Annotated in this window: 20 protein-coding genes; 12 read left to right on the top strand and 8 right to left on the bottom strand. The window is 54.5% G+C overall.

Annotated features, from left to right (window positions below; translation table 11 throughout):
• Positions 1-28: 28 nt before the first annotated feature.
• From J7J49_RS02650 to J7J49_RS02670, 5 genes are all read right to left on the bottom strand, one after another.
• Positions 29-1885, bottom strand: coding sequence for an ABC transporter ATP-binding protein (locus tag J7J49_RS02650; RefSeq protein WP_215089968.1), 1857 nt, complete (start codon positions 1883-1885; stop codon positions 29-31).
• A 319-nt stretch (positions 1886-2204) separates the two neighbouring features.
• Complete coding sequence (locus tag J7J49_RS02655) at positions 2205-2540, bottom strand: hypothetical protein (RefSeq protein ID WP_215089970.1); 336 nt, start codon at positions 2538-2540, stop codon at positions 2205-2207.
• Positions 2541-2642: 102 nt separating this feature from the next.
• On the bottom strand, positions 2643-3677 hold the full coding sequence (locus J7J49_RS02660) for a histone deacetylase family protein (RefSeq protein ID WP_215089972.1): 1035 nt from the start codon (positions 3675-3677) through the stop codon (positions 2643-2645).
• Positions 3678-3686: 9 nt separating this feature from the next.
• Positions 3687-3986 carry a GIY-YIG nuclease family protein gene (locus J7J49_RS02665; protein ID WP_064235034.1) on the bottom strand — a complete coding sequence of 100 codons (300 nt, stop codon included), beginning with the start codon at positions 3984-3986 and terminating at the stop codon, positions 3687-3689.
• The gene (locus J7J49_RS02670) at positions 3979-4452 is read right to left on the bottom strand and encodes a YchJ family protein (protein ID WP_215089974.1); all 474 of its coding nucleotides are present in this window, start codon (positions 4450-4452) and stop codon (positions 3979-3981) included. The genes J7J49_RS02665 and J7J49_RS02670 overlap by 8 nt, the downstream gene beginning before the upstream one ends.
• A 185-nt stretch (positions 4453-4637) precedes the next feature.
• On the opposite strand from J7J49_RS02670, the gene J7J49_RS02675 reads away from it, so the two are divergent.
• The gene (locus tag J7J49_RS02675) at positions 4638-4949 is read left to right on the top strand and encodes a hypothetical protein (RefSeq protein WP_064235036.1); all 312 of its coding nucleotides are present in this window, start codon (positions 4638-4640) and stop codon (positions 4947-4949) included.
• A 108-nt stretch (positions 4950-5057) separates the two neighbouring features.
• On the opposite strand, the gene argE is transcribed toward J7J49_RS02675, so the two are convergent.
• Positions 5058-6221, bottom strand: coding sequence for an acetylornithine deacetylase (argE, locus tag J7J49_RS02680; protein ID WP_215089976.1), 1164 nt, complete (start codon positions 6219-6221; stop codon positions 5058-5060).
• 248 nt (positions 6222-6469) lie between these two features.
• Between argE and ugpB the strand changes: the two genes are divergently transcribed.
• From ugpB to J7J49_RS02720, 8 genes are all read left to right on the top strand, one after another.
• Complete coding sequence (gene ugpB, locus J7J49_RS02685; protein ID WP_215089978.1) at positions 6470-7795, top strand: sn-glycerol-3-phosphate ABC transporter substrate-binding protein UgpB; 1326 nt, start codon at positions 6470-6472, stop codon at positions 7793-7795.
• Positions 7796-7861: 66 nt separating this feature from the next.
• Positions 7862-8746, top strand: a complete 885-nt coding sequence (ugpA, locus tag J7J49_RS02690; RefSeq protein WP_064235039.1) for a sn-glycerol-3-phosphate ABC transporter permease UgpA — start codon at positions 7862-7864, stop codon at positions 8744-8746.
• An 11-nt stretch (positions 8747-8757) separates the two neighbouring features.
• Positions 8758-9600 carry a sn-glycerol-3-phosphate ABC transporter permease UgpE gene (ugpE, locus tag J7J49_RS02695; protein WP_215089980.1) on the top strand — a complete coding sequence of 281 codons (843 nt, stop codon included), beginning with the start codon at positions 8758-8760 and terminating at the stop codon, positions 9598-9600.
• Position 9601: 1 nt separating this feature from the next.
• Positions 9602-10657: a sn-glycerol-3-phosphate import ATP-binding protein UgpC gene (locus J7J49_RS02700; RefSeq protein ID WP_215089982.1), complete on the top strand. Its 1056-nt coding sequence runs from the start codon at positions 9602-9604 to the stop codon at positions 10655-10657.
• A 128-nt stretch (positions 10658-10785) separates the two neighbouring features.
• Positions 10786-12030: an RNA polymerase sigma factor gene (locus J7J49_RS02705; RefSeq protein ID WP_215089984.1), complete on the top strand. Its 1245-nt coding sequence runs from the start codon at positions 10786-10788 to the stop codon at positions 12028-12030.
• Between the two features lie 81 nt (positions 12031-12111).
• On the top strand, positions 12112-12957 hold the full coding sequence (locus J7J49_RS02710; RefSeq protein WP_064235043.1) for a YciI family protein: 846 nt from the start codon (positions 12112-12114) through the stop codon (positions 12955-12957).
• Positions 12954-13337: a YciI family protein gene (locus J7J49_RS02715; RefSeq protein ID WP_215089986.1), complete on the top strand. Its 384-nt coding sequence runs from the start codon at positions 12954-12956 to the stop codon at positions 13335-13337. The genes J7J49_RS02710 and J7J49_RS02715 overlap by 4 nt, the downstream gene beginning before the upstream one ends.
• A 2-nt stretch (positions 13338-13339) precedes the next feature.
• Positions 13340-13708 carry a DUF1428 domain-containing protein gene (locus tag J7J49_RS02720; RefSeq protein WP_064235045.1) on the top strand — a complete coding sequence of 123 codons (369 nt, stop codon included), beginning with the start codon at positions 13340-13342 and terminating at the stop codon, positions 13706-13708.
• Between the two features lie 125 nt (positions 13709-13833).
• On the opposite strand, the gene J7J49_RS02725 is transcribed toward J7J49_RS02720, so the two are convergent.
• Both J7J49_RS02725 and J7J49_RS02730 read right to left on the bottom strand, forming a co-directional pair.
• On the bottom strand, positions 13834-15465 hold the full coding sequence (locus J7J49_RS02725) for a bifunctional metallophosphatase/5'-nucleotidase (RefSeq protein ID WP_215089988.1): 1632 nt from the start codon (positions 15463-15465) through the stop codon (positions 13834-13836).
• Between the two features lie 230 nt (positions 15466-15695).
• On the bottom strand, positions 15696-16700 hold the full coding sequence (locus tag J7J49_RS02730) for a porin (protein WP_215089990.1): 1005 nt from the start codon (positions 16698-16700) through the stop codon (positions 15696-15698).
• Positions 16701-17082: 382 nt separating this feature from the next.
• Here J7J49_RS02730 and J7J49_RS02735 point away from each other — a divergent pair, with 382 nt between their 5' ends.
• From J7J49_RS02735 to J7J49_RS02745, 3 genes are all read left to right on the top strand, one after another.
• On the top strand, positions 17083-18246 hold the full coding sequence (locus J7J49_RS02735) for a glycosyltransferase family 4 protein (RefSeq protein ID WP_215089992.1): 1164 nt from the start codon (positions 17083-17085) through the stop codon (positions 18244-18246).
• Positions 18209-18748 carry a phosphatase PAP2 family protein gene (locus J7J49_RS02740; RefSeq protein WP_215089994.1) on the top strand — a complete coding sequence of 180 codons (540 nt, stop codon included), beginning with the start codon at positions 18209-18211 and terminating at the stop codon, positions 18746-18748. Before J7J49_RS02735 ends, J7J49_RS02740 begins: the two co-directional genes overlap by 38 nt.
• A 171-nt stretch (positions 18749-18919) precedes the next feature.
• Positions 18920-20371 carry a sodium/glutamate symporter gene (locus J7J49_RS02745; RefSeq protein WP_215089996.1) on the top strand — a complete coding sequence of 484 codons (1452 nt, stop codon included), beginning with the start codon at positions 18920-18922 and terminating at the stop codon, positions 20369-20371.
• Positions 20372-20695: the final 324 nt, after the last annotated feature.

A 20695-nucleotide genomic window follows, 5' to 3' on the forward strand; every position in this document is an offset into this window, starting at 1 on the left:
TCCTGTTTTTGTATCATCTAAAGACCAACTATGACGCCAAACGCTCGGCACTGCTCACTTCCTGGGCAACGAAATGGCCTGGAGACATCTGCACTAACGGCAGATGCTCCGGTTCATCACCCACCTGGCGAATGGGACTGAGAATATCGCCTTGTAGCAGCGCCCGCTCTCGGCGCTGGCTAGGATCGGCCACGGGCACCGCACTTAAGAGTTTTCGGGTATAAGCGTGTTGAGGTGAATCAAACACCGCCCGACGTGCTCCTAACTCAACGATTTGACCAAGATGCAGCACCGCTACGCGGTGGCTCATTTTTTCCACCACCGCCATATCGTGGCTAATAAACAAATAGGCCAAGCCTTCCTCTTGCTGCAACTCCATCAGCAGATGAATAATCTGCGCCTGAATGGAAACATCCAGGGCGGATAGCGCCTCATCAGCGATGATCAACTTAGGTTTGGAGGCTAAAGCGCGAGCAATACAGATTCTTTGCCGCTGGCCGCCGGAGAACTCATGGGGGAAGCGTTCGGCTTGGTCAGCGCTTAAGCCAACGCGCTCCAGCAATTGGTCAACTCGTTGTCGAATGGCCTTTGAACCGTGCAGCAAGCTATGGGTAAGAATGGGTTCGGCAATCGAAAAGCCGACGGTCTTGCGTGGATCCAAGGAGGCAAAAGGATCTTGAAAAATGTACTGCACTTCCTGGCGCAGACGCATCTTCTCTGCTCGCGACATATCCGCCACCGCCTTACCGCCAAAACGTATCGTGCCGCTAGTACTTTCCTGCAGTTGCTGAATAGTGCGCCCGATGGTCGACTTGCCAGAGCCTGACTCTCCTACCAGCGCCAAAGTTTCGCCAGGAAAAATAGTGAAGCTAACATTTTCCACCGCGTGCACCCGGTGGCTAACTCCGCCAAAAAAGCCTTTACAAATATCGAAACGGGTAACTAAGTTTTCTACTTCCACGACAGGAGCGGCATCGGTTCTAGCGGTATCCTGCTTTCGGCTTTCACCACGCGTACGCGCAATATCACCCTCCAGCTCGACCAGTGGATCCATACGCGGTAAGTCTTCGCCCTGCATGCTTCCCAGTTTAGGGACTGCCGCCAGTAATGCTTGGGTATAAGAGTGTTGCGGGCGAGCGAAGATCTCCTCCACTGAGGCTTCTTCAACCTTTTCGCCATGACGCATGACCACCACTTGATCGGCCATTTCAGCCACCACCCCCATATCGTGGGTAATGAAAATGACCGCCATTCCCAGTTCCTGCTGCAGGTCGCGCATGATGGTTAGAATTTGCGCTTGAATGGTGACATCCAGTGCGGTTGTGGGCTCGTCCGCCACCAGTACTTTAGGACGGCAGGCCAATGCCATAGCGATCATTACCCGTTGACGCATGCCACCAGAAAGCTGGTGAGGATAGCGTTTTAACAGCGCTTCGGCATCGGCTAGCCGCACCAGCTTCAATAGTTTTACCGCTTCAGCGCGCGCCGAAGCTTGGGTATGCTTTTCATGCAAAACCAGCACTTCGGTAATCTGATCGCCGATAGTGTAAACAGGATTCAGCGACGTCATCGGTTCCTGAAAGATCATGGCAATTTCCTTACCACGTATCTGACGCATCGCCTTATCGGAAAGTTGGGTAAGATCCTGTGGTTGGGAGCCACCAACACCGCGTTGGAACAGTATCGTGCCGCTGGTAATCTCGGCGTTCATGTACTCCACCAAGCGCATAATAGCTAGTGAAGTAACCGATTTTCCTGAGCCAGATTCGCCAACGATGGCCGTCGTTTTACCTGGATAAACATCAAAACTCAGATTTTTTACAACCTGGTTGGAACCAAAATTAACGCTCAAGGAACGCACCGATAGCGCTGGTATAGTTGTCACAAGATTTCTTGCCCCCTGCCCTAGATAGCGTTTTTGTAGATGGAGTAGCGTTTTTATAAATTAGGACACTCAATACCGATTGCTTTTTAAATCACCTGCAAGCTTAGAACCTTTATAAAACGTTAGTCGTATATGCTTGCTACCTCAAACTACTCATCTTGTTAAACTATTGTCAACACATCATTATTAAGCGCCCACTAATCCACCTGCCCTTAAAAATTCTACTGTCCGCTGAGCAATACGCTTCACGAACAAAAAAGCCCCCACGATGGGAGCTTTGGATATCGTTGCTGGTTGATTAGCGCTACTTATTTGAACATCACCCCACCCGATGCTGCTTAAGCACGGTGAGGCTTCGCTCTTCTTCGTTTTGCGGCAGGGAGGGCGCTTGGCGGGTGCCGACCAGCACATACCACTCTGCCTCACTTAGATAGTTTTCGCACCAGCAGCCAAGGGCGGCGGCACTCTCTTCGCGGCTGGACTCACCGCAGCGGTAGTCGTTAGCCAGGTGGAGAAGATCTTGACGGGCGGTACGCGCACGGGCATTGCCACCGTGCACTTTTACCAGCGGGCAGCGTCTATCGTAGGCGGCGTTGGTTAACGCATTAAGCCAACGTTCCAGTTCGTGCGCCTGAATTCCACCATACACTGCCACGCTTGAGCTCCCTGCCCCGTTGAAAGGGCAATAGCCTGCCCGAATTAGGGGCCGCTGTCACGGTTAACCTTTACCCTTGTGTCAATGCTGTTCAAGACCTTGTTAAAGGGTCTGTTCAAAACCTTGTAACACGTTGACTACATTGACACCTATTTCATCTACCGCATAGCCCCCTTCCATCAGAAATACGCTGGGCAAGCCTGCTTGGGCCAAGCGTGCACCTAAAACGGTGAAATCTGCGCTGGTAAAGGTGAAGGCGCTGATCGGGTCATCCTCAAAGATATCGACCCCTAGCGATACAATCAGCAGCTCGCACTCGGCGGCTTTAATCTGCGCCAGCGCCTGTTCAAGTGTCGCCATCCACGTAGTCACGCTAGTGCCCGGCGGTAACGGGTAGTTGACGTTAAAGCCCTCGCCTCTGCCTTCGCCATTTTCATCAGCGTAGCCCAAATAGTAAGGAAAGGTGACCTCCGGGTCGCCGTGTAACGAAATGAACAGCACATCGTCACGCTGGTAGAAAATCTGCTGGGTGCCGTTGCCGTGGTGGAAATCGACGTCAAGAATCGCCACCCTGCGTTTGCCTGCATTCAGCGCTCGTTGGGCGGCAATGGCGGCGTTATTAAAAAAGCAGTAACCACCAAACTGATCAAAGGCGGCGTGGTGACCTGGCGGTCGGCATAAACCAAAACTGGGCTCGCCAGTTTGTAGCGTATGTTCTACCGCGCCTAACGCCACGTCTTTGCTCGCCATGGCGGCTTCAAAGGTACCTTCTGAGATCGACGTTTCTGCCGCCAACGCGTAGTAGCCTAATTGGCCGCCAATGGAACGCGGAATGCGGTCTCCTCGCATGGTGCGCGCAGGCCAAATATTGGGAATCGCCTCACCCTGATGCCCGGCCGCGCCCCATGCTTGCCAGCAGTTGGCTAGAAACGTCACGTAATCCTTATCGTGCACCGCCAACACCGGCGCTAGCCCATACACTTTGGGCGCACAAATATCGCCAAGCCCAGATTGGCGAAGGTGCTTAAGCACCAGATCAAGGCGTTCAGGGCACTCAAACGGGGTCACCAGCGCGCCGTCATGTAACTCGGTTCGCGCTTGGCGTAAACGGCTATCCTGTGAGTAAAAGGTCAGCATTGCGGCTCCTTAATCGGCATCTAGCTGGATAGGCCACTGTTTGGCCCAGCGACGTTTTTGGCTGGCGGTTTGTTGCTTTAACTGATATTCAGCCCGGCTTGCAGCGGCGCGATCTTCAAACGGTTCGGCGCCCAGCAGCGCGACAGGGGGATTTGCACGGGTATAACGCGCCCCTTTGCCTGTGCAGTGGGCTTGATAGCGCTTCGCCAGGTTATTGGTAATGCCCGTATAGGTGCCGCGCTGGCACTCCAGTAAATAGAGATACCACTGAGGTTCGGTTTTCTGAGGCTGAAAGATGCCACTATTCACCGCAACATACCTTTAATTTGCGCCCACTACCACATAAGCACGGGTCGTTTCGGCGTGGCTTCAGGCGGGTAAGCGTGGGGGTGCCATCGATATACCACCAGCGCTGTTGCTCTTTAACAAAGCGCGACACCTCGGCTAATACATGCCAGCCTTTTTGCGCTCGCCCTCGCCCATAAAAACAGGCGTTAAAATGTACATAACCGGTATTGTCGAGCGGCGGTTTTGCGCCAACAATGGATAGCGATTTCCACTCGGTTTCAGGATCAGGCGCGAGCTCTACCGGCCGAGTAGTGGGGTGCCATGTAGCTAACAGATAGTCATTGAGCCCAAGCACAAAAGCCGCATAGCGCGAGCGCATCAAGGCCTCAGGCGTGGGGGCAGGCTCGCCGTGATGATGACGGCCACAGCACTTATCTAGCGTTAATTGGCTGCCACAGGGGCAACGTTGATCCATCGTGGGGGTCATAAAGAAGCTCGTTAACTACATCACCTATAGCCTAACCGATACATCCTATGCACGTCGCCCGGCATATATCACTATTGTTTCGATATTTTTACTGAGTTAGGTATATAGTGGTCGAGCAACATATTCAGACGATGGGGTACAAATCACGATTGATCATTCTTTCCAAAATTTCTGGAGGTTCTCCTATGAAGGTCTTTAAACCGGAATGGCAGTGCACGTTTAGCGTAAACGAAGGCGCGGAAGAATCAGCAACTTGGAAAGAGAAAATCGCGTGGCGACTCAGGGGAGTTGCGGATCGGCTGGAAGGTGGCGGGCGCACGGTGAAAATCGATTACCGAGTGACGCCAGCGGTCAGCCAACATGAAGTCGACACTTGCTTAGGCAAGGGCTTCGAAGTAACTCAGCGTCTGCTGACGCAATTAGCCCAACAGCAGGCGTGCGAAGATGTGATGCGCCATGCCAAAGCTGAGCTGTTTGAAGAACATCCTCAGCACTGAAATAGCATTAAAATCAGCATGGTATAAAAGCAGTATGCAAGCGCTTTGAAAACAGTCCCACTCCTTAATAAAGGGGTGGGATTTTTTTTGAGCGGGCACTGGGTTTATTCAATCAGACCGTTCCAGCGCTTTGCCCATTTTGGCTAGGAAATCCTCACACGCTTCAAGCTGCTCAATATCAATATATTCATCGGGCTGGTGCGCCTGGGCAATGCTGCCAGGGCCGAGAATGATGGTTTGCAGGCCTTGGCCCTGGAACTGCCCCGCCTCCGTGGCGTAAGCCACCGCGTGGTTGCAGCAGGCGGTAGGCAAGTGATCTTTAGCCAGGCGAAGCACATGGTCATTATCACGGTCGGCCAGCCCCGGTACCGTTACATTAAGCGGCTCGGTGGTGATTTCCACCTGCTTGCCCTTGGCCTGTAGCTCAGCGCTTAGCTGGGCACAATAGGTCTCAAACCGCGCATAAATCTCGTCAAAAGTATCGGTCGGCAGATGGCGGATCTCCCACTCGAACTGGCACTCCCTGGCCATAATATTGATCGCCGTACCGCCTTTGATTTTACCAACGTGCAGGCTGGTGTGAGGCACATTAAATGCCTCATCGACTCGACCTTCTTCCACCAACGCCGCCATGGTGTCTTCAATAAAGGTGACCAAGCGCGCGGCGACATGAATGGCCGAAGTGCCCTGGTTGACCTGGCTGCTGTGCGCCTCTCGGCCTACCACCTTGGTACGCAGATTGGTGGCGCCCTTTTGCGCAACAACCGGCTGCATACTGGTGGGCTCGCCGACAATCACATGGGCGGTGGTGGAGTAGTGCTCGTAGAAGCGCTTGATCAGGCTCGGCGCACCCACGCAGCCAATCTCTTCATCGTAAGAGAAGCCAAGATAAATAGGCTGCTGCAACGGCGCTTTCGTCCAAGTGGGCACCATCGACAATACGCAGGCGATAAAGCCTTTCATATCGCAGGTACCACGCCCATAAAGTCGCCCATCGCCGCCATTGCGCAGAGCGAAGGGATCACTCGACCACGGCTGCCCCGCCACCGGCACCACATCGGTATGCCCGGAAAGCATCACACCGCCCGGCGCCGCTGGGCCAATTCTTGCGATCAGGTTGGCTTTGGTACCGCAGGGGCTCATCACCCGCTCGGCGATAACGCCGTACTCGGCCAAATAGCCTTCCACATACTCAATCAGCGCCAAATTGGATTCGCTGGAAGTGGTATCAAATGACACCAGCTTCGCCAGCAACGTGGTCACGTCAGTCATGCTGTTCTCGTTCGTTGGATTCTTTGTATCACCCTACCTTATATCACCCTATCACCGCCCTCTGTCTTTTCCTACTCAGCAGACCTGCTGGCAGCGTAATGTTGACTGTCACGACAGGTTCATCGTGCATTCACTAAAACGTCATCTACACTTCTTACTGTTCAGTGCATCTAAAAATCTTAACAAACGCATTGTCGCGAGCTTATGAGCTACTCAGCTGATTAAGCTCAATCCCACAAGGAGCTGTTATGTCTCGTTTTACACTACACGCGCTAGCCGTAGGGGTGGCGACGGCCAGCCTAAGCCTGTCTGCTCAGGCAGCAACGGAGATTAACTGGTGGCACGCCATGGGCGGCCAGCTAGGCGAAATTCTCGAAGAGATGACCCAGGACTTTAACGCGTCCCAGGATGATTACCACGTTACCCCCAGCTATCGCGGCACCTATACCGAAACGATGACGGGCGCGATCGCCGCCTTCCGTGCCAATGAGCAGCCGCATATCCTGCAGGTATTTGAGGTCGGCACGGGCACCATGATGAACGCCAAAGGCGCCATCTACCCAGTGTACGAGCTGATGGAAGAGCACGGCCGCGCTTTCGATAACGATGCCTTCCTGCCCGCCGTTGTCGGTTACTACACCGACACCAGCGGCAATATGCTGTCGTTCCCGTTCAACTCCTCTACGCCGATTATGTACTACAACCGGGACATGTTTGAGGAAGCGGGACTGGATCCCGAGCAGCCCCCACAAACCTGGGAAGAAGTGGCCGATTTTTCACGTCAAATCGTCGACGCTGGTGCAGCCAGCTGTGGTTTTACCACCTCCTGGCCTAGCTGGGTGATGCTGGAAAACTTCTCCGCTTGGCATAACGTGCCGCTAGGTACGTTGGAAAACGGTTTTGGCGGCATGGAAACCGAGCTGACCTTTAACAATGAGCTGGTCGCTCGCCATTGGGACAACCTCCACGACTGGCAGGAAGAAGGTGTCTTTAAATGGGGTGGCCCCGGTTCTGGCCCCGACTCAGAGCCGCTGTTCTACTCCCAGGACTGCGCGATTTTCTTCGGCTCTTCTGCTTCACGTGCGGACGTCGCCGCCAATTCAGAATTTGAAGTCGGCTTTGGCATGCAGCCCTACTACGACGACGTAGAAGGCGCACCACAAAACTCGATTATCGGCGGCGCCACCCTGTGGGCACTGCAGGGCCATAGCGACGATGAGTATGAGGCCGTTGCGGCGTTCTTTGAGTACCTCTCCCAGCCAGAAGTACAGGCGCAGTGGCATCAGCAAACCGGCTACTTGCCCATCACCCAAGCCGCTTGGGATTTGAGCAAAGAGCAGGGCTACTACGAAGAGAACCCCGGTGCGGATATTTCGCTTAAGCAGATGACGCTCAACGAGCCGACCGAGAACTCCAAAGGCTTACGTTTTGGTAACTTCGTGCAGATTCGCGACATCATCTCCGAAGAGATGGAAGCCGTGATGACCGGTGGCAAATCGGGCCAGGAAGCGGCTGACGACGCAGTGGCACGCGGCAATGATCTGCTGCGCGATTTCCAATCCGCTAACCAGTAAATAAGCACTCACTTCGCCGCTTACCCTTTTGGGTAGGCGGCGATTTCGTTTGGATGCGAGCTGCCCATGCAAACTAAACGCATGACCTACCCTGGTCGCTTTTTGCCCTACGCGCTGTTGGCGCCCCAGGTAATTGTGACGCTGATTTTCTTTATCTGGCCTGCGGGCCAGGCGCTGTATCAGTCGCTACTGCGCGAAGACGCCTTTGGGCTTCGATCGACGTTTGTGGGGCTTGAGAACTTTGCTCGCCTGTTCCGCGACGGCAGCTATGTCAATTCGCTATCGGTAACGGCGGTATTCGCCGTCGGCACCACACTGCTGTCAATGACGGTGGCGCTTTTATTGGCCAGCACCGTCAACCGGATGATTCGCTCACGCAGTACCTACACCACCCTACTGGTGTGGCCCTACGCCATTGCGCCTGCGCTGGCAGGCGTTTTGTGGTGGTTTATCTTCAACCCCTCCATCGGCATTGTGCCTTATATGCTGGAGATGGTGGGGTATCAGTGGAACCACCGTAACTCGGGGAATGATGCCATGCTGCTGGTGATTTTTGCCGCCGCCTGGAAGCAGATTTCCTATAACTTCCTGTTTTTCCTGGCGGGCTTACAGTCCATCCCACAATCGCTGATTGAAGCGGCCTCTATTGACGGCGCCAGCCCAACCAAGCGCTTCTGGACGATTATTTTCCCGCTGCTCACGCCGACCACCTTCTTCTTGTTGGTGGTTAACGTGGTGTACGCCATGTTCGACACCTTCGCGATCATTCATGCCACCACCGCGGGCGGCCCCGCTCAGGCCACTAACATACTGGTTTACAAAGTATATGCCGACGGTTTTGTAGGGCTCAACCTGGGTTCTTCTGCGGCTCAGTCGGTGATTCTGATGGTGATTGTGGTGGCGTTAACCATGATCCAGTTCCGCTTTATTGAGCGCCGAGTCAACTACTAGAGAGAACGTTAATGGTTGAAAACCGCCCTTGGGCTAACCTGATTGCCCATATTGTTTTGCTCTCTGGCGTCGCGCTGGTGGCTTTTCCGGTATATGTCGCGATTGTCGCCTCGACCCACTCCCTCTCGGGTTTACTGCAGGGCACGCTGCCGCTGCTGCCCGGCGGCCACGGGATCGAAAACTACACGCGCATGTGGCAGTCCGGCGTCTCTAATGCCGGTGCCCCGCCCGCCGCCCTAATGCTGTGGAACAGTTTTATCATGGCCATGGCGATCACCGTGGGTAAACTGTCTATTTCGCTGCTCTCCGCCTTTGCCATCGTCTACTTCCGTTTCCGCTTTCGGATGTTCTTTTTCTGGATCATCTTCATCACCTTGATGCTGCCGGTGGAAGTGCGCATTATTCCGACGTTTCAAGTGGTGGCGGATCTCAATATGCTCAATAGCTTTGCCGGGCTGTCGATTCCGCTGATTGCCTCGGCCACCGCGACGTTTCTGTTCCGCCAGTTCTTTATGACCATTCCCGAAGAGATGCTCGAAGCCGCTCGCGTCGACGGCGCCGGGCCGCTGAAGTTTTTTAAAGACATCTTGATGCCGCTATCGGTGACCAATATCGCCGCGCTGTTTGTGATCATGTTTATCTACGGCTGGAACCAGTACCTCTGGCCGCTGATTATCACCACCGACCCTGACTATTACACCATCGTTATGGGTATCCAGCGCATGACCTCGGAAGAGAACCCCCAGTGGCAACTCGTCATGGCGGCAGTCGTCATGGCAGCGCTACCGCCGGTATTAGTGATTCTGTTTATGCAACGCCTATTTGTGAAAGGCCTGACCGAGACGGAGAAATAGCATGGCCAGCATTACCTTGGAAGGGCTAAAGAAAACCTATAGCGGCGATGTTCACGCCGTCAAAGGCATCGACTTACAGATTGAGGATGGCGAGTTTGTGGTGCTGGTCGGGCCTTCCGGCTGCGGCAAATCCACCCTGCTACGCATGGTGGCAGGTTTGGAAACCATTACCGAAGGCACGCTCAAAATCGGCGATCGGGTGGTCAACAAGCTAGAACCCGCCGAGCGCGATATCGCCATGGTGTTCCAGAACTACGCGCTCTACCCGCATATGACGGTGTACAACAACCTCGCCTATGGGCTGAAAAACCGCGGCTTTAAAAAAGACGAGATTGATCAGCGCGTTCAAGTCGCTGCCAAAATGCTCGAGATCGAGGAGTTTCTAGAGCGCAAGCCGCGCAAGCTCTCCGGCGGCCAGCGGCAGCGCGTCGCCATGGGCCGTGCCCTGGTGCGCGACCCGGCGGCATTCTTATTCGATGAGCCACTCTCGAATCTGGATGCCAAACTGCGCGTGCAGATGCGTGTGGAGATCAAGCAGCTCCAGCGGCGTTTGAAAACCACCAGCCTGTATGTGACCCACGACCAGTTGGAAGCCATGACCCTGGGTGATCGTTTGGTCGTGCTCAACGCCGGGCAGATTGAGCAGGTGGGCACGCCCATGGAGATCTACGCCCGCCCCGCGACCATGTTTGTGGCCGGGTTTATCGGCTCCCCCGCCATGAACATGCTGCCTGTGGATTACCTGAAAACACCCGGCGCCAATGGCCTGCTGGATAACCTGCCCGAAGGCACCGATACCGTCGGCATTCGCCCGGATGATATGCACTTAACGCCGCCCGCAGCGCCTCACTTAACCGTCGACTCTACGCTTGCGCTGTTTGAAGCCGCCGGGGCCGAAAGCCACCTGTACGTGAACCTCGCCGGTAGCGACCAGCCCACGGTGATCCGCGTCTCGGGCCAACCCCCGGTCGCCGAAGGCGAAACCCTGCGATTTTTCGTGACCCGCGACGCGCTGCATCCTTTTAACAGCGCCACGGGTAAACGTACGGGGGATTGAAAGCTGATCACCAAAAAACAAGACAACAAAAACGAGTCAACGGCTAAACCATGCGCTACGTTTGAGATAACGAGCAGCACGCGTGTCGGCTGCTCACCTCGCCTGTTATCCAAGTAGCGTACGGATCGATGAGTACTGAACCTTTATACGTGGATGGCCTGTATCGCGATCACTCCCGGCGCGTGCAGGCTACGTTGATCCGGCTGCTGGGCGATTTTGAGCTTGCCGAAGAAGCCATGCAGGATGCTTTTGTGGCCGCTGTTCAGCAGTGGCCGGTTAACGGCACACCTGACAACCCCACGGCATGGCTCATTCGCACCGGCTACCACTGCGGAATCAATCAAATTCGCCAGCGCAGCACAGCACGCCGCCGGGCCCACTTGCTGCTACCCACAGAGTCGTTACTCTCAGAAGAGACGCCGGATCTTGAGCCCACCACCATCGAAGACGACGCCTTGCGGCTGCTGTTCACCTGCTGCCACCCAAGCCTAAGCATAGAAGCACGCATTGCCATGACCCTGCGTGAGATGTGCGGCCTCACCACCGAGCAGGTCGCCAGCGCCCTGCTGATGAAGCCCACGACGTTGGCACAGCGTATCGTGCGCGCCAAACGCAAGATTCGCGATGCACATATTCCTTATGCCGTGCCACCCCAGGAAGAGCTGCCCGAACGTTTGCCCGATGTGCTCCAAGTCATCTACCTGGTCTTCAATGAAGGTTACTCGCGCAGCACTGGCGCCAGCGTGGTCGATATCAGCCTAACCCAAGAGGCTATGCGGCTGGGCAATGAGCTGGCACGGCTACTGCCTCAGGGGGAAGTATTTGGGCTAATGGCCTTGATGCTGCTTAATGATGCCCGCCGGGATGCGCGCCAGGATAGCGACGGGGAGCTGGTCACCCTGGATGTGCAGGACAGGCGCCTATGGCGCCAGGAAGATATCCACGCAGGTATAGCGTGGTTGGAAAAAGCGCTGACGCTCACCCCTACCGGGTACTACACCCTTCAGGCGTCGATTGCCGCCGTACATGCCCAGGCCAGCCGAGCAGAGCAGACCGATTGGGGGCGTATCGTCAGGCTCTACGATGCTCTCTGCCGACGCTTTCCATCGCCGATCCTGGCGTTAAACCGTGCGGTCGCCATTGCCATGAATGGTGCGCCCGATGCCGGCCTGAAGCTACTCGACGACATCGCCCATCACCCACAACTGTCCCGCTATCATCTGTTTCATGCCGCTAAAGCGGATTTGCTGCGTCGCCAAGGCCAGCATGAAGCCGCGCGCAGTGCTTATCACCAAGCGCTGCAATTGGCCACCCTGGATCCAGAAAAGCGCTTTTTAAACAGACGGTTGGCAGAGCTCGAAAATATCCCATAAAAAATGCTCAGACTATGTCGATTCAAGACGCTGCCAAACGACTAAAGAGAGTCACTACCCTGACCAACCAGGAGACTCTCAATGAAATTCATGCTGATACGCCGTGCTGATGCCAGCACCGAGAATGGCGCTATGCCCTCTCAGGAGATGCTTGCCGACATGGCTGCTTATAACCAGCGCATGACCGAGGCAGGCGTGTTTTTGAGCGGCGATGGCTTACATCCGACCAGCAATGGGTGTCTGATCCGTTTCGAAAACGGTGAACCCACCATCATCCCCGGGCCGTTGTCGCCAGCCAGTGAGCGTATTGCCGGTTACAGCGTGCTAGAAGCCCCTTCCCTGCAGGCGGCCATTGAGTGGGCCCAACAATGGCCCACCCAGGATGCCGATGGCAACGTGACTCTTGAGCTACGGCGCTACTTTGCGCTGGAAGATTTCGAGCCCGGCGCCGGACTTGAGCAGCACCGCACCCTGGCGCGTGTACCCGATGCCATGAACGTGCACGTTGCCTTTCCCGGTACCTGTCGGGAAGCCATGCAGTTTTATGCCGACGTGACCGGCGGGCAGTTGGAGTGTCTGTTGACCTATGCTGACACGCCCGCCGCTGAACACTCCCCACCGGAACTCCATGACCGCATCATCCACGCCTCGCTGAACCTGCGTGGCCGTCGCTTAATGGGCGCGGATATGGCGGCTGACTGCTATACACCACCCCAAGGGGTAGAGGTTCAGTTGGAGTATCAGGATATAGAACAGGCCGCACGCACCTTTGCCCAACTGGCAGAGGGTGGAAAGATCACCATGCCGTTCGAAGCGACCTTCTGGTCACCTGGGTTCGGCATGACGGTAGATCGTTTTGGCGTGGGCTGGATGGTGAACGTTGCGTCAGATAACTGCCCCTTAGCCACTGAAGGAGATGCCCTATGAAGTACGTAGCGCTGGTGTATTACCAGGAACAGATTATCAACGCCATGAGCGAACAGGCGTGGCACGACCTTAACCAGGAGTGTATCGCCGGGGTAGAACGCCTAAGCGCCAGCGGCCACTACCTAGCCGGGCAGCCGTTACAACCGACGGAGACGGCGACCACCGTGCGCGTGCGCGATGGTGAAACGTTAATCTCGGACGGCCCCTTCGCCGAAACCAAAGAGCAATTGGCGGGTTTTTATCTGATTGAAGCCCACGACTTGAATGAGGCGCTGCAGCTGGCTAGCCGCATACCACCGGCCCGGCTGGGCAGCATTGAAGTACGCCCCGTTCGAGAACTGCCACCTAAAGCAGCACCACAAACAGAAATAGGAGAATAATCATGAATAATAACGCCTACCCCTATGTCGATGGTTTCGTCGCTGCCGTGCCCAACGCTAATAAAGCTGAATTTATTGAGCATGCCCGTGCCGCGGCCGTTGTGTTCAAGGAACACGGAGCGCTCCGCGTGGTGGAGTGCTGGGGCAACGATGTGCCCGAAGGAGAAGTGACCTCCTTCTCTATGGCGGTTAAGCGCAAGGATGACGAGACGGTTATTTTTTCCTGGATAGAGTGGCCATCCCGCGCCGTGCGCGATGAAGCCATGCCCAAAGTCATGCAGGATCCACGCTTACAAATGGACGTTAACCCGATGCCATTTGATGGCAAGCGGGTCATCTTTGGCGGCTTTGAAAGCGTCATTAATGAGTAAGCTTTAATAAGTGGCCCAGGAATTTACTCAGAATCATCCTGGGCCACATCCTCTTCAGCTACAGCCTCTCCAACTACAGCCTCTTCAGTTGCAGCCTCTTCAACTGTAGCCTCTAGAACTACAGCCTATTGAGCTACATCAGTGATCCGCCCTTCAACTTGGTAGAACACTTCTTTGCGTTCCAGCATATATTCGCGCAGCATTTCCCAATCCGTATTGCCGACAATGGTGTTACGGCCATCAGCGTAGGCTTCTCCGAGTACCGTATGGCTGTCCCCACCGGCGGCAGTAAAGTTATTGGTGGCGATGGTATAAGTACGCTCTGGATCAACCGCCTGCATCGCGCCTTCCCGGGCAATATTGAGGCTGATCACCCGCTCACCTGGTGGCTCGCTGCTGTCATAGGTCAACGCCACGCCTGCTGACACCTGCAGAAAACCGCCGTTCTCATCGGGCGCATTGGCCAGAGCAATTTCAAAGGTTTCCAGCAGTTCGGCGCCGGTGACGTCAAGCAGCGTTAGGCGATTGCCAAACGGCTGTACGGCGATTAAATCGCCTACGGACACATCGCCCCGCTCAATCGCTTCGCGGATACCGCCGCTATTTTGGATCGCCATGACCGTCTCGGGCGCCACCTGCTGCGCAGCATGCAGCTGGGCATCGGTGATTAAGTTGCCCAACGCTGTTTCATTGGCTCGCACACTCTGCTCATCACCGCTGCCGTGGCGGGGGTTGGGCAGCTCTGAGATTGCCTTGGCGCCAACCAAGGTATCCCGCAGTGTTTCAATCTCAGCGGTGTAAGGCTCAAGCCGCTGAGCCGCGTCAGAATCCGCCTCGCGGTCGTCGGCGGCGAGCAGCTCGCCGCTGGCATCCACCACCACGCCGTTCTCGTCGAAGGTGACCTGCATCACCCCAAGATGCTGGCCATACTCGCCTGCCTGGCAAATCACCGTGGGTGATGGGAGCGCCTCACCCGCGCGACTCTCACTAAGCAGTCTAGGCGGCGAAACCTGGCTATGGCTGTGGCCGCCAATAATAATGTCGATACCGTCAACGTGCTCCGCTAGCAGCAAGTCGTTACCCACGCTGGGGTCGCTGTCATAGCCCAGATGGGTAAGGGCAATAATCTTGTTAATCCCCTGCTCTTCAAAACTTGCCACCATGGCTTCAGCCGCCTGGCGATAATCGCTAATGGTGACGTGACCAGGACTGGAGATCGTCTCGCTGTCCTGGGTGCTTAACCCAAATATGCCGATTGGCTCACCGTTATGCTCAACCACAATACCGTCATAGAGCTGCCCGGCTTGCGGATCTGCGCTAATTGACTCACCCAGCATGTCAGCAAACTCAGGGCCTTCTGAGAAATCCAGGTTAGCGCCTAGAATGGGAAACTCGGCACCTGCAAAAAATGCCGCTAACGCCTGATGCCCCTCTTCTGGGTCACCCAAATCAAACTCATGGTTGCCGGGCACAAAGGCGTCGTAGCCCATTAAATTCATGAATTCGAGGGCATCCTGGCCCTGAAACTCAGTGAAATAGAGCGTGCCAGAAAAAATATCGCCCGCTTCCAGCAGTAATCCTTCGCCGTAGGTCTCCCGCGCCTCATTCAGCGTGGTGATCAAATGGGGATACTGATCGGTACGCCCGTGTAGATCATTGGTGTGAAACAGGGTAAGGGTGTAGTTATCGGCAAAGGCGGGGGGAACGGTGACGAATAACGCTGTCCCTAGCGCCATGCCATAGTGATGAAAACGCATTTAAATGACTCCTTTCATATCAGTGTTCAGACACCTTAGCAGTAAAGGTAGCCTACCAGCGACGTTTCGTCTCCATGATAATTACCACCTTCACTAAACGCCAAAAACCGGTGTGGAATTATCCACACCGGTAAAGATCGAAACATGCGAGCTAACTAAAAGCTAAAGAACTATTACAAAAGCGAATACAAAAAACTAAAGCAACACTATCGCTAACATCACGCTACGAATTAGAAGTGATAGCGAGCGCCTAATGCGTAGTACATATCTTCTTCAAAGTCATTAACAGCATCCAGGTTACGATCGTTCAGCTCAAGGAACATATCGAAATTGCTAGACAACTTGTACATGGAGCCTAGCGCCCAAGCGTTACGCTCATCGCTAGCGCCATCTACATCGATGTTGTAGTAATCGGCGAAGAACTTCCAGGAATCGATAGCGTATGTAGCACCAACGCCGATTTTATCGAAACCGCCACCGTTAACATCGTCATCACCGCGGGTTTCATAACCTACACGAGCAGCGAAAGAATCTGTAATAGCAAACTCGCCCGTAGCGCCATAACGCACTTCACCGTTGCCGCCACCGCGTACCGTATCTTCCACATAACCAAGCGCTAAACGAGCGGGGCCTGTTTCGTAAACAACACCACCCTGAGTGGCGATAACAGATCCTTCGGAAGTCTGCTGGGCTTCAGTCAAACCACGCTCAGAGAAGTGCTTGGCAGAAATAACCGCCTGAAAACCACTCATTTTAGGCGTTTTATAGCCAATCGAATCGCCGCGGGCCTGCAGGCCGCCACCAGCGAACTCGTAGCCGCGCTCAACGTAAACATCGAACGGCGTCATTACGTTTTTATCGTAGAAGCTATCGTAGTTACCGGCCATAAAGGTACCGAACTGCTGGCTTTCCAGACCCAGGTAGCTATTACGCACCTCATCGAAACCAGAGGATGTATTACGCTCATCCCCCGTAAAGCGCCACTCTACACGGGCGAACGCACGCAGATCAGAGGAGATCTGGTGGCCGGCGGTAATCCGTAAACGCGAGCCGAAATTGCGGAACTCTTCGCCGTTATCAACACCATTGTCGATACCGCCGCCTTCAATCCCCATAGCGATACGACCATAAATTTCCAGATCGGTACCGTCTTGATCATAAACGGTGGCGGCTTGTGCTGCAGAGGCTGCCAATAAACCGCTAACGGCTAACGCCAGTGTCGTTTTTTTAAACATGATTGTTCCCATTGAAGTAGTTAATGCTTGCGCTTTGCGAAGGCACAATGAAGGACGAATAACGCCTCAACGCAGGGAACCTTAAAGGAGTTATATTTCATTAATTTTAAAGTTTTATTTTTTAGGGAACTTATTTTCAATATACTTATTTAATAAAAATGCCATTCAAATTTAACATTTCACTGATATTAAGAACTGGTATTAAAATGGGCACTAAGCAATGACCCTAAGAACGGATGCTCAGCACTGACCTTCAAATAAAACAGTTGCCCTTATCCTACAACCTATTTAAGCGTGTCATCACTTATTCACTTGTTTGTCTCGGCAGTGTCATTCGCCCCGCCCACACTGTTTGAAAACGTGATAAAGGGATGAATCGCTTATGCGGCTCTGCATCGTTAGTGAAACATGGTCACCGGACATCAATGGCGTTGCCCATACGCTCAGCCGGCTAAGCTATGAACTTAACCGGCAAGGAGTGCCGGTTGATGTGGTTCGCCCACGCCCAAGGGGCGCGGGTAATGCGACCGGTATTAACCGCGAACTACAGGTGCAGCGCTTTGCCTTACCCGGTTACACCGATGTACAGGTGGGGCTAGTCAGGCCCGCCACGCTGCGCCGCTTTTGGCGTAAGCATCGGCCAAACATAATCTACGTTGCCACCCAGGGCCCTCTAGGCTGGGCGGCCCGCCAAGCGGCGCGGCAGCTCAATATTCCTTTGGTAGCGGGCTGGCACACTAACTTTGACCACTACTGTGAAGATTACGGCGTCAACTGGCTAGCCTCGACCACACGGCGCTACCTGCGCTACTTCCATAACGGCTGCGATCTGACCTTAGTGCCTACCCACCAGCAGGCAAAAGCGCTGCAGCGTCAGGGGATACGAGATGTCCATGTGCTGTCACGGGGCTTGGATGGTGAGCGCTTCTCACCCGCCCACCGTGACCCTGCATTACGCAAAGGCTGGGGGGTAAGCGAGCATCAGCCGGTGGCACTTTATGTTGGCCGATTAGCCGCAGAAAAAAACCTCACCTTGTTACATGAAAGCTTTCAGGCCATGCGCGAGGTGCGCCCCGATATCGCCCAGGTGATCGTCGGCGATGGCCCCGCACGGGCACAGTTGGAGAAGGCGCTTCCCGATGCCCATTTTACCGGTTTTGTGGGGCAAGAATCGCTTGCGCGCCACTATGCCAGCGCTGATATGTTTATTTTCCCTTCACTTTCCGAAACCTGGGGCAATGTGGTGGCAGAAGCCATGGCTAGCGGCTTGGCCGTGGTGGCCTATGACCATGCGGCCAGCGCCGAACTGATTCACAGCGGCCGTAACGGTGTCACCGTGCCGGCTGGCAATAGCAGCGCGTTTCAACAGGCCGCGGTGGAACTATGCCAACACCCCGCTGACTACGCTCGTTTAGGCCGAGTGGCGCGCTTACGCGCACTTGAGCAGAGTTGGACGGGTATTGCCGAGCAATTTTTGCGTTATTTAAACCAAGCCCAGGAGGCTCATCATGCGCCCGCGTCCGCTTGTCGTATTCGACCGTCTTGACCTGTTGGAGTGGCAGCTCTGCCAGCGAATATCGCGGCTATCGATCTACCGCCCCTGGCGCATCACGCTTCAGGCCGCCAGCCGTTTAGGCGATTGGCCTGTTTGGGTGCTACTGATTCTCGCCCAGCCCTGGCTTCAGCCCAATGGCGCCTGGCGTGTTTTGCAATACAGCGTTATCGCCCTGTTTGCCGTGGCCGTTTATCGGCTGGTGAAAACCCGCTTATGCCGTGAGCGCCCCTTTATTACTTACGCTGAAGGCATTGAGTGCTGTGAACCGGCCCGCGACCGTTACAGCTTCCCCAGCGGCCACACCATGCACGCGGTGATGTTTAGCGTCTTAGTCGCCGCCCACACGCCCTGGCTGCTGCCAGTGGTGTTGCCATTAACACTACTGATAGCGATCTCACGGGTCGGGTTAGGGCTGCACTACGTAAGCGATGTACTCGCAGGGGCCGCGATGGGCTACGCTTTTGCCTTGGCCAGCCTGTATTGGATGGGGTAATGCTCCCTGTTTTCCCATAACTGCATTTCCATAAATGCATTTCCATAACTGCTTTCGCATGACTGTTTTCGCGTAATTGGCCACTAAGCGCTATGGTTAATCCAACCTTGTCTTTTCTAAACGCACCCGCCCAGCATTAATCGCGGCGTGTCAGCATCAAGGAGTGATGTGATGACCATGACGGTTGGTGAATTATTTATAGCGCTAGTCACCATTGCGTTAGTGCTTTTAGCCAGTAATGTACTGCGTCTATGGCTTCCCTGGTTAAGACGACTCTTCCTACCTAGCTCCGTCATTGGCGGCTTACTGCTTTTACTAATGGGCCCTGATGTGCTGGGCCGAGCTCTACCCACTTTTTTTGAAGAAAGCCCCGGACTGTTTCCTGCCTATGTGCAGGAGAGCTGGGCAGCGCTGCCGGGGCTATTGATTAATGTTGTCTTCGCGGCATTGTTTATTGGAAAAGCGATTCCCGGACTCAGGACGATTTGGTTGCGCGCAGGGCCGCAAGTCGTCGTCGGCCAAACCATGGCGTGGGGCCAGTATGTGGTTGGGTTGAGCTTGGCGCTGCTGGTGTTGGTGCCGGTGTTTAATATGAACCCTATGGTGGGGGCATTAATCGAAATTGGCTTTGAAGGCGGCCATGGCACCGCAGCGGGCATGGCAGACACTTTCACTGAATTGGGCTTTGAAGAAGGCGCCGATCTAGCCCTAGGGCTGGCGACAGTAGGCATCGTCTCAGGGGTACTGATTGGTACGCTACTGATTAATATTGCCGCGCGTCGCGGCATCATCAAACTCAATGATGACAACCACCAGCCAGAAGATCCCGATGAGTTAATGCGTGAAGATGAGCGCCCTTCTACCGCAGAGTTCAGCGAATTTAAAAAAGACCTGGTGCAAGAGTCAGGCACCACCGATCCGCTCAGCCTACATATCGGTTTAGTGGGTATCGCTATTGTGATCGGCTGGCTAATACTGTCGGGCTTGCAATGGATTGAGCAAGTCACCTGGGCACGTGACGGCGGCTTGGAAATCCTCGCCCATGTGCCGCTTTTCCCTATTGCCATGATTGGTGGGGTAATTGTGCAACTGATTGTGATGCGGTTTGGATTAGAACGCCATGTATCTAGCCGTACCATGTCGCGCATTGCAGGTACCGCGCTGGACTTTACTATCGTGGCCGCACTCGCCACTCTTTCACTGACTACTTTAGGCGAGTACTTCCTGCCCTTTTTGCTGCTCGCTGTGACGGGAATTGCCTGGGGACTGTTCGTGCTGATCGTTATAGCGCCCCGAGTGATTCCAGAAAACTGGTTTGAGCGAGGGGTAGGCGATTTTGGGCAATCAATGGGGGTGACCGTTACCGGCCTGCTGTTGATGCGCATGGCAGACCCCAAGAACGAGTCTGGCGCGCTAGAGAGCTTTGGCTATAAACAGCTTATGTTTGAACCGATTGTGGGTGGTGGGCTTTTTACAGCCGCGGCCTTACCACTGATTGCCGAATTTGGCGCCTTAGCCGTACTGATTTTTGCCGCCTTATTAACAGTCGGATGGCTCGCGTTTGGCTTGCTCTATTTCGGACGCATGGTGCCAGATCGCGGGAAGGGCCGCTGGAAAAACTAACCCGATCCAAAAGTTCTATCCAAAAACTAAGCTCAAAAGCCCTGCCCAAAAGCTCGGCCTCAAAAACTGAAACGCCCGCATCAGCGGGCGTTTCAGTTTTTCCTTTCAAAGCAAAAAGTTAGATATCGGGCGGCATATCATCACACTCATCAGCTCTAGCCATGAATGATGTCTTAAACATCATATACACGCCCAGTCCTGAGAACCCTAAGAACAAAACAAACATGCACAACATCAATGCCATTGCCATAATCTTGTCCCTGATAGTAAGCGGTCGTTACGTTGACGTTTTCTAACCGCAGCATTTTGATTTCATCGAAGGAT

It is taken from the genome of Halomonas sp. ISL-56, from assembly GCF_018612805.1.
In the GTDB taxonomy this organism is placed as follows: Bacteria; Pseudomonadota; Gammaproteobacteria; order Pseudomonadales; family Halomonadaceae; genus Vreelandella.

Bases quoted from the DNA above. Each gene is read 5' to 3' on its own strand.
- argE (WP_215089976.1), bottom strand. From the start codon at position 6,221: ATGACTGACGTGACCACGTTGCTGGCGAAGCTGGTGTCATTTGATACC.
- J7J49_RS02730 (WP_215089990.1), bottom strand. From the start codon at position 16,700: ATGTTTAAAAAAACGACACTGGCGTTAGCCGTTAGCGGTTTATTGGCA.
- J7J49_RS02740 (WP_215089994.1), top strand. From the start codon at position 18,209: ATGCGCCCGCGTCCGCTTGTCGTATTCGACCGTCTTGACCTGTTGGAG.
- J7J49_RS02715 (WP_215089986.1), top strand. From the start codon at position 12,954: ATGAAGTACGTAGCGCTGGTGTATTACCAGGAACAGATTATCAACGCC.
- J7J49_RS02670 (WP_215089974.1), bottom strand. From the start codon at position 4,452: ATGACCCCCACGATGGATCAACGTTGCCCCTGTGGCAGCCAATTAACG.
- ugpE (WP_215089980.1), top strand. From the start codon at position 8,758: ATGGTTGAAAACCGCCCTTGGGCTAACCTGATTGCCCATATTGTTTTG.
- J7J49_RS02745 (WP_215089996.1), top strand. From the start codon at position 18,920: ATGACCATGACGGTTGGTGAATTATTTATAGCGCTAGTCACCATTGCG.
- J7J49_RS02675 (WP_064235036.1), top strand. From the start codon at position 4,638: ATGAAGGTCTTTAAACCGGAATGGCAGTGCACGTTTAGCGTAAACGAA.
- J7J49_RS02725 (WP_215089988.1), bottom strand. From the start codon at position 15,465: ATGCGTTTTCATCACTATGGCATGGCGCTAGGGACAGCGTTATTCGTC.
- J7J49_RS02720 (WP_064235045.1), top strand. From the start codon at position 13,340: ATGAATAATAACGCCTACCCCTATGTCGATGGTTTCGTCGCTGCCGTG.
- J7J49_RS02660 (WP_215089972.1), bottom strand. From the start codon at position 3,677: ATGCTGACCTTTTACTCACAGGATAGCCGTTTACGCCAAGCGCGAACC.
- J7J49_RS02735 (WP_215089992.1), top strand. From the start codon at position 17,083: ATGCGGCTCTGCATCGTTAGTGAAACATGGTCACCGGACATCAATGGC.
- J7J49_RS02710 (WP_064235043.1), top strand. From the start codon at position 12,112: ATGAAATTCATGCTGATACGCCGTGCTGATGCCAGCACCGAGAATGGC.
- J7J49_RS02700 (WP_215089982.1), top strand. From the start codon at position 9,602: ATGGCCAGCATTACCTTGGAAGGGCTAAAGAAAACCTATAGCGGCGAT.
- ugpB (WP_215089978.1), top strand. From the start codon at position 6,470: ATGTCTCGTTTTACACTACACGCGCTAGCCGTAGGGGTGGCGACGGCC.
- ugpA (WP_064235039.1), top strand. From the start codon at position 7,862: ATGCAAACTAAACGCATGACCTACCCTGGTCGCTTTTTGCCCTACGCG.
- J7J49_RS02705 (WP_215089984.1), top strand. From the start codon at position 10,786: ATGAGTACTGAACCTTTATACGTGGATGGCCTGTATCGCGATCACTCC.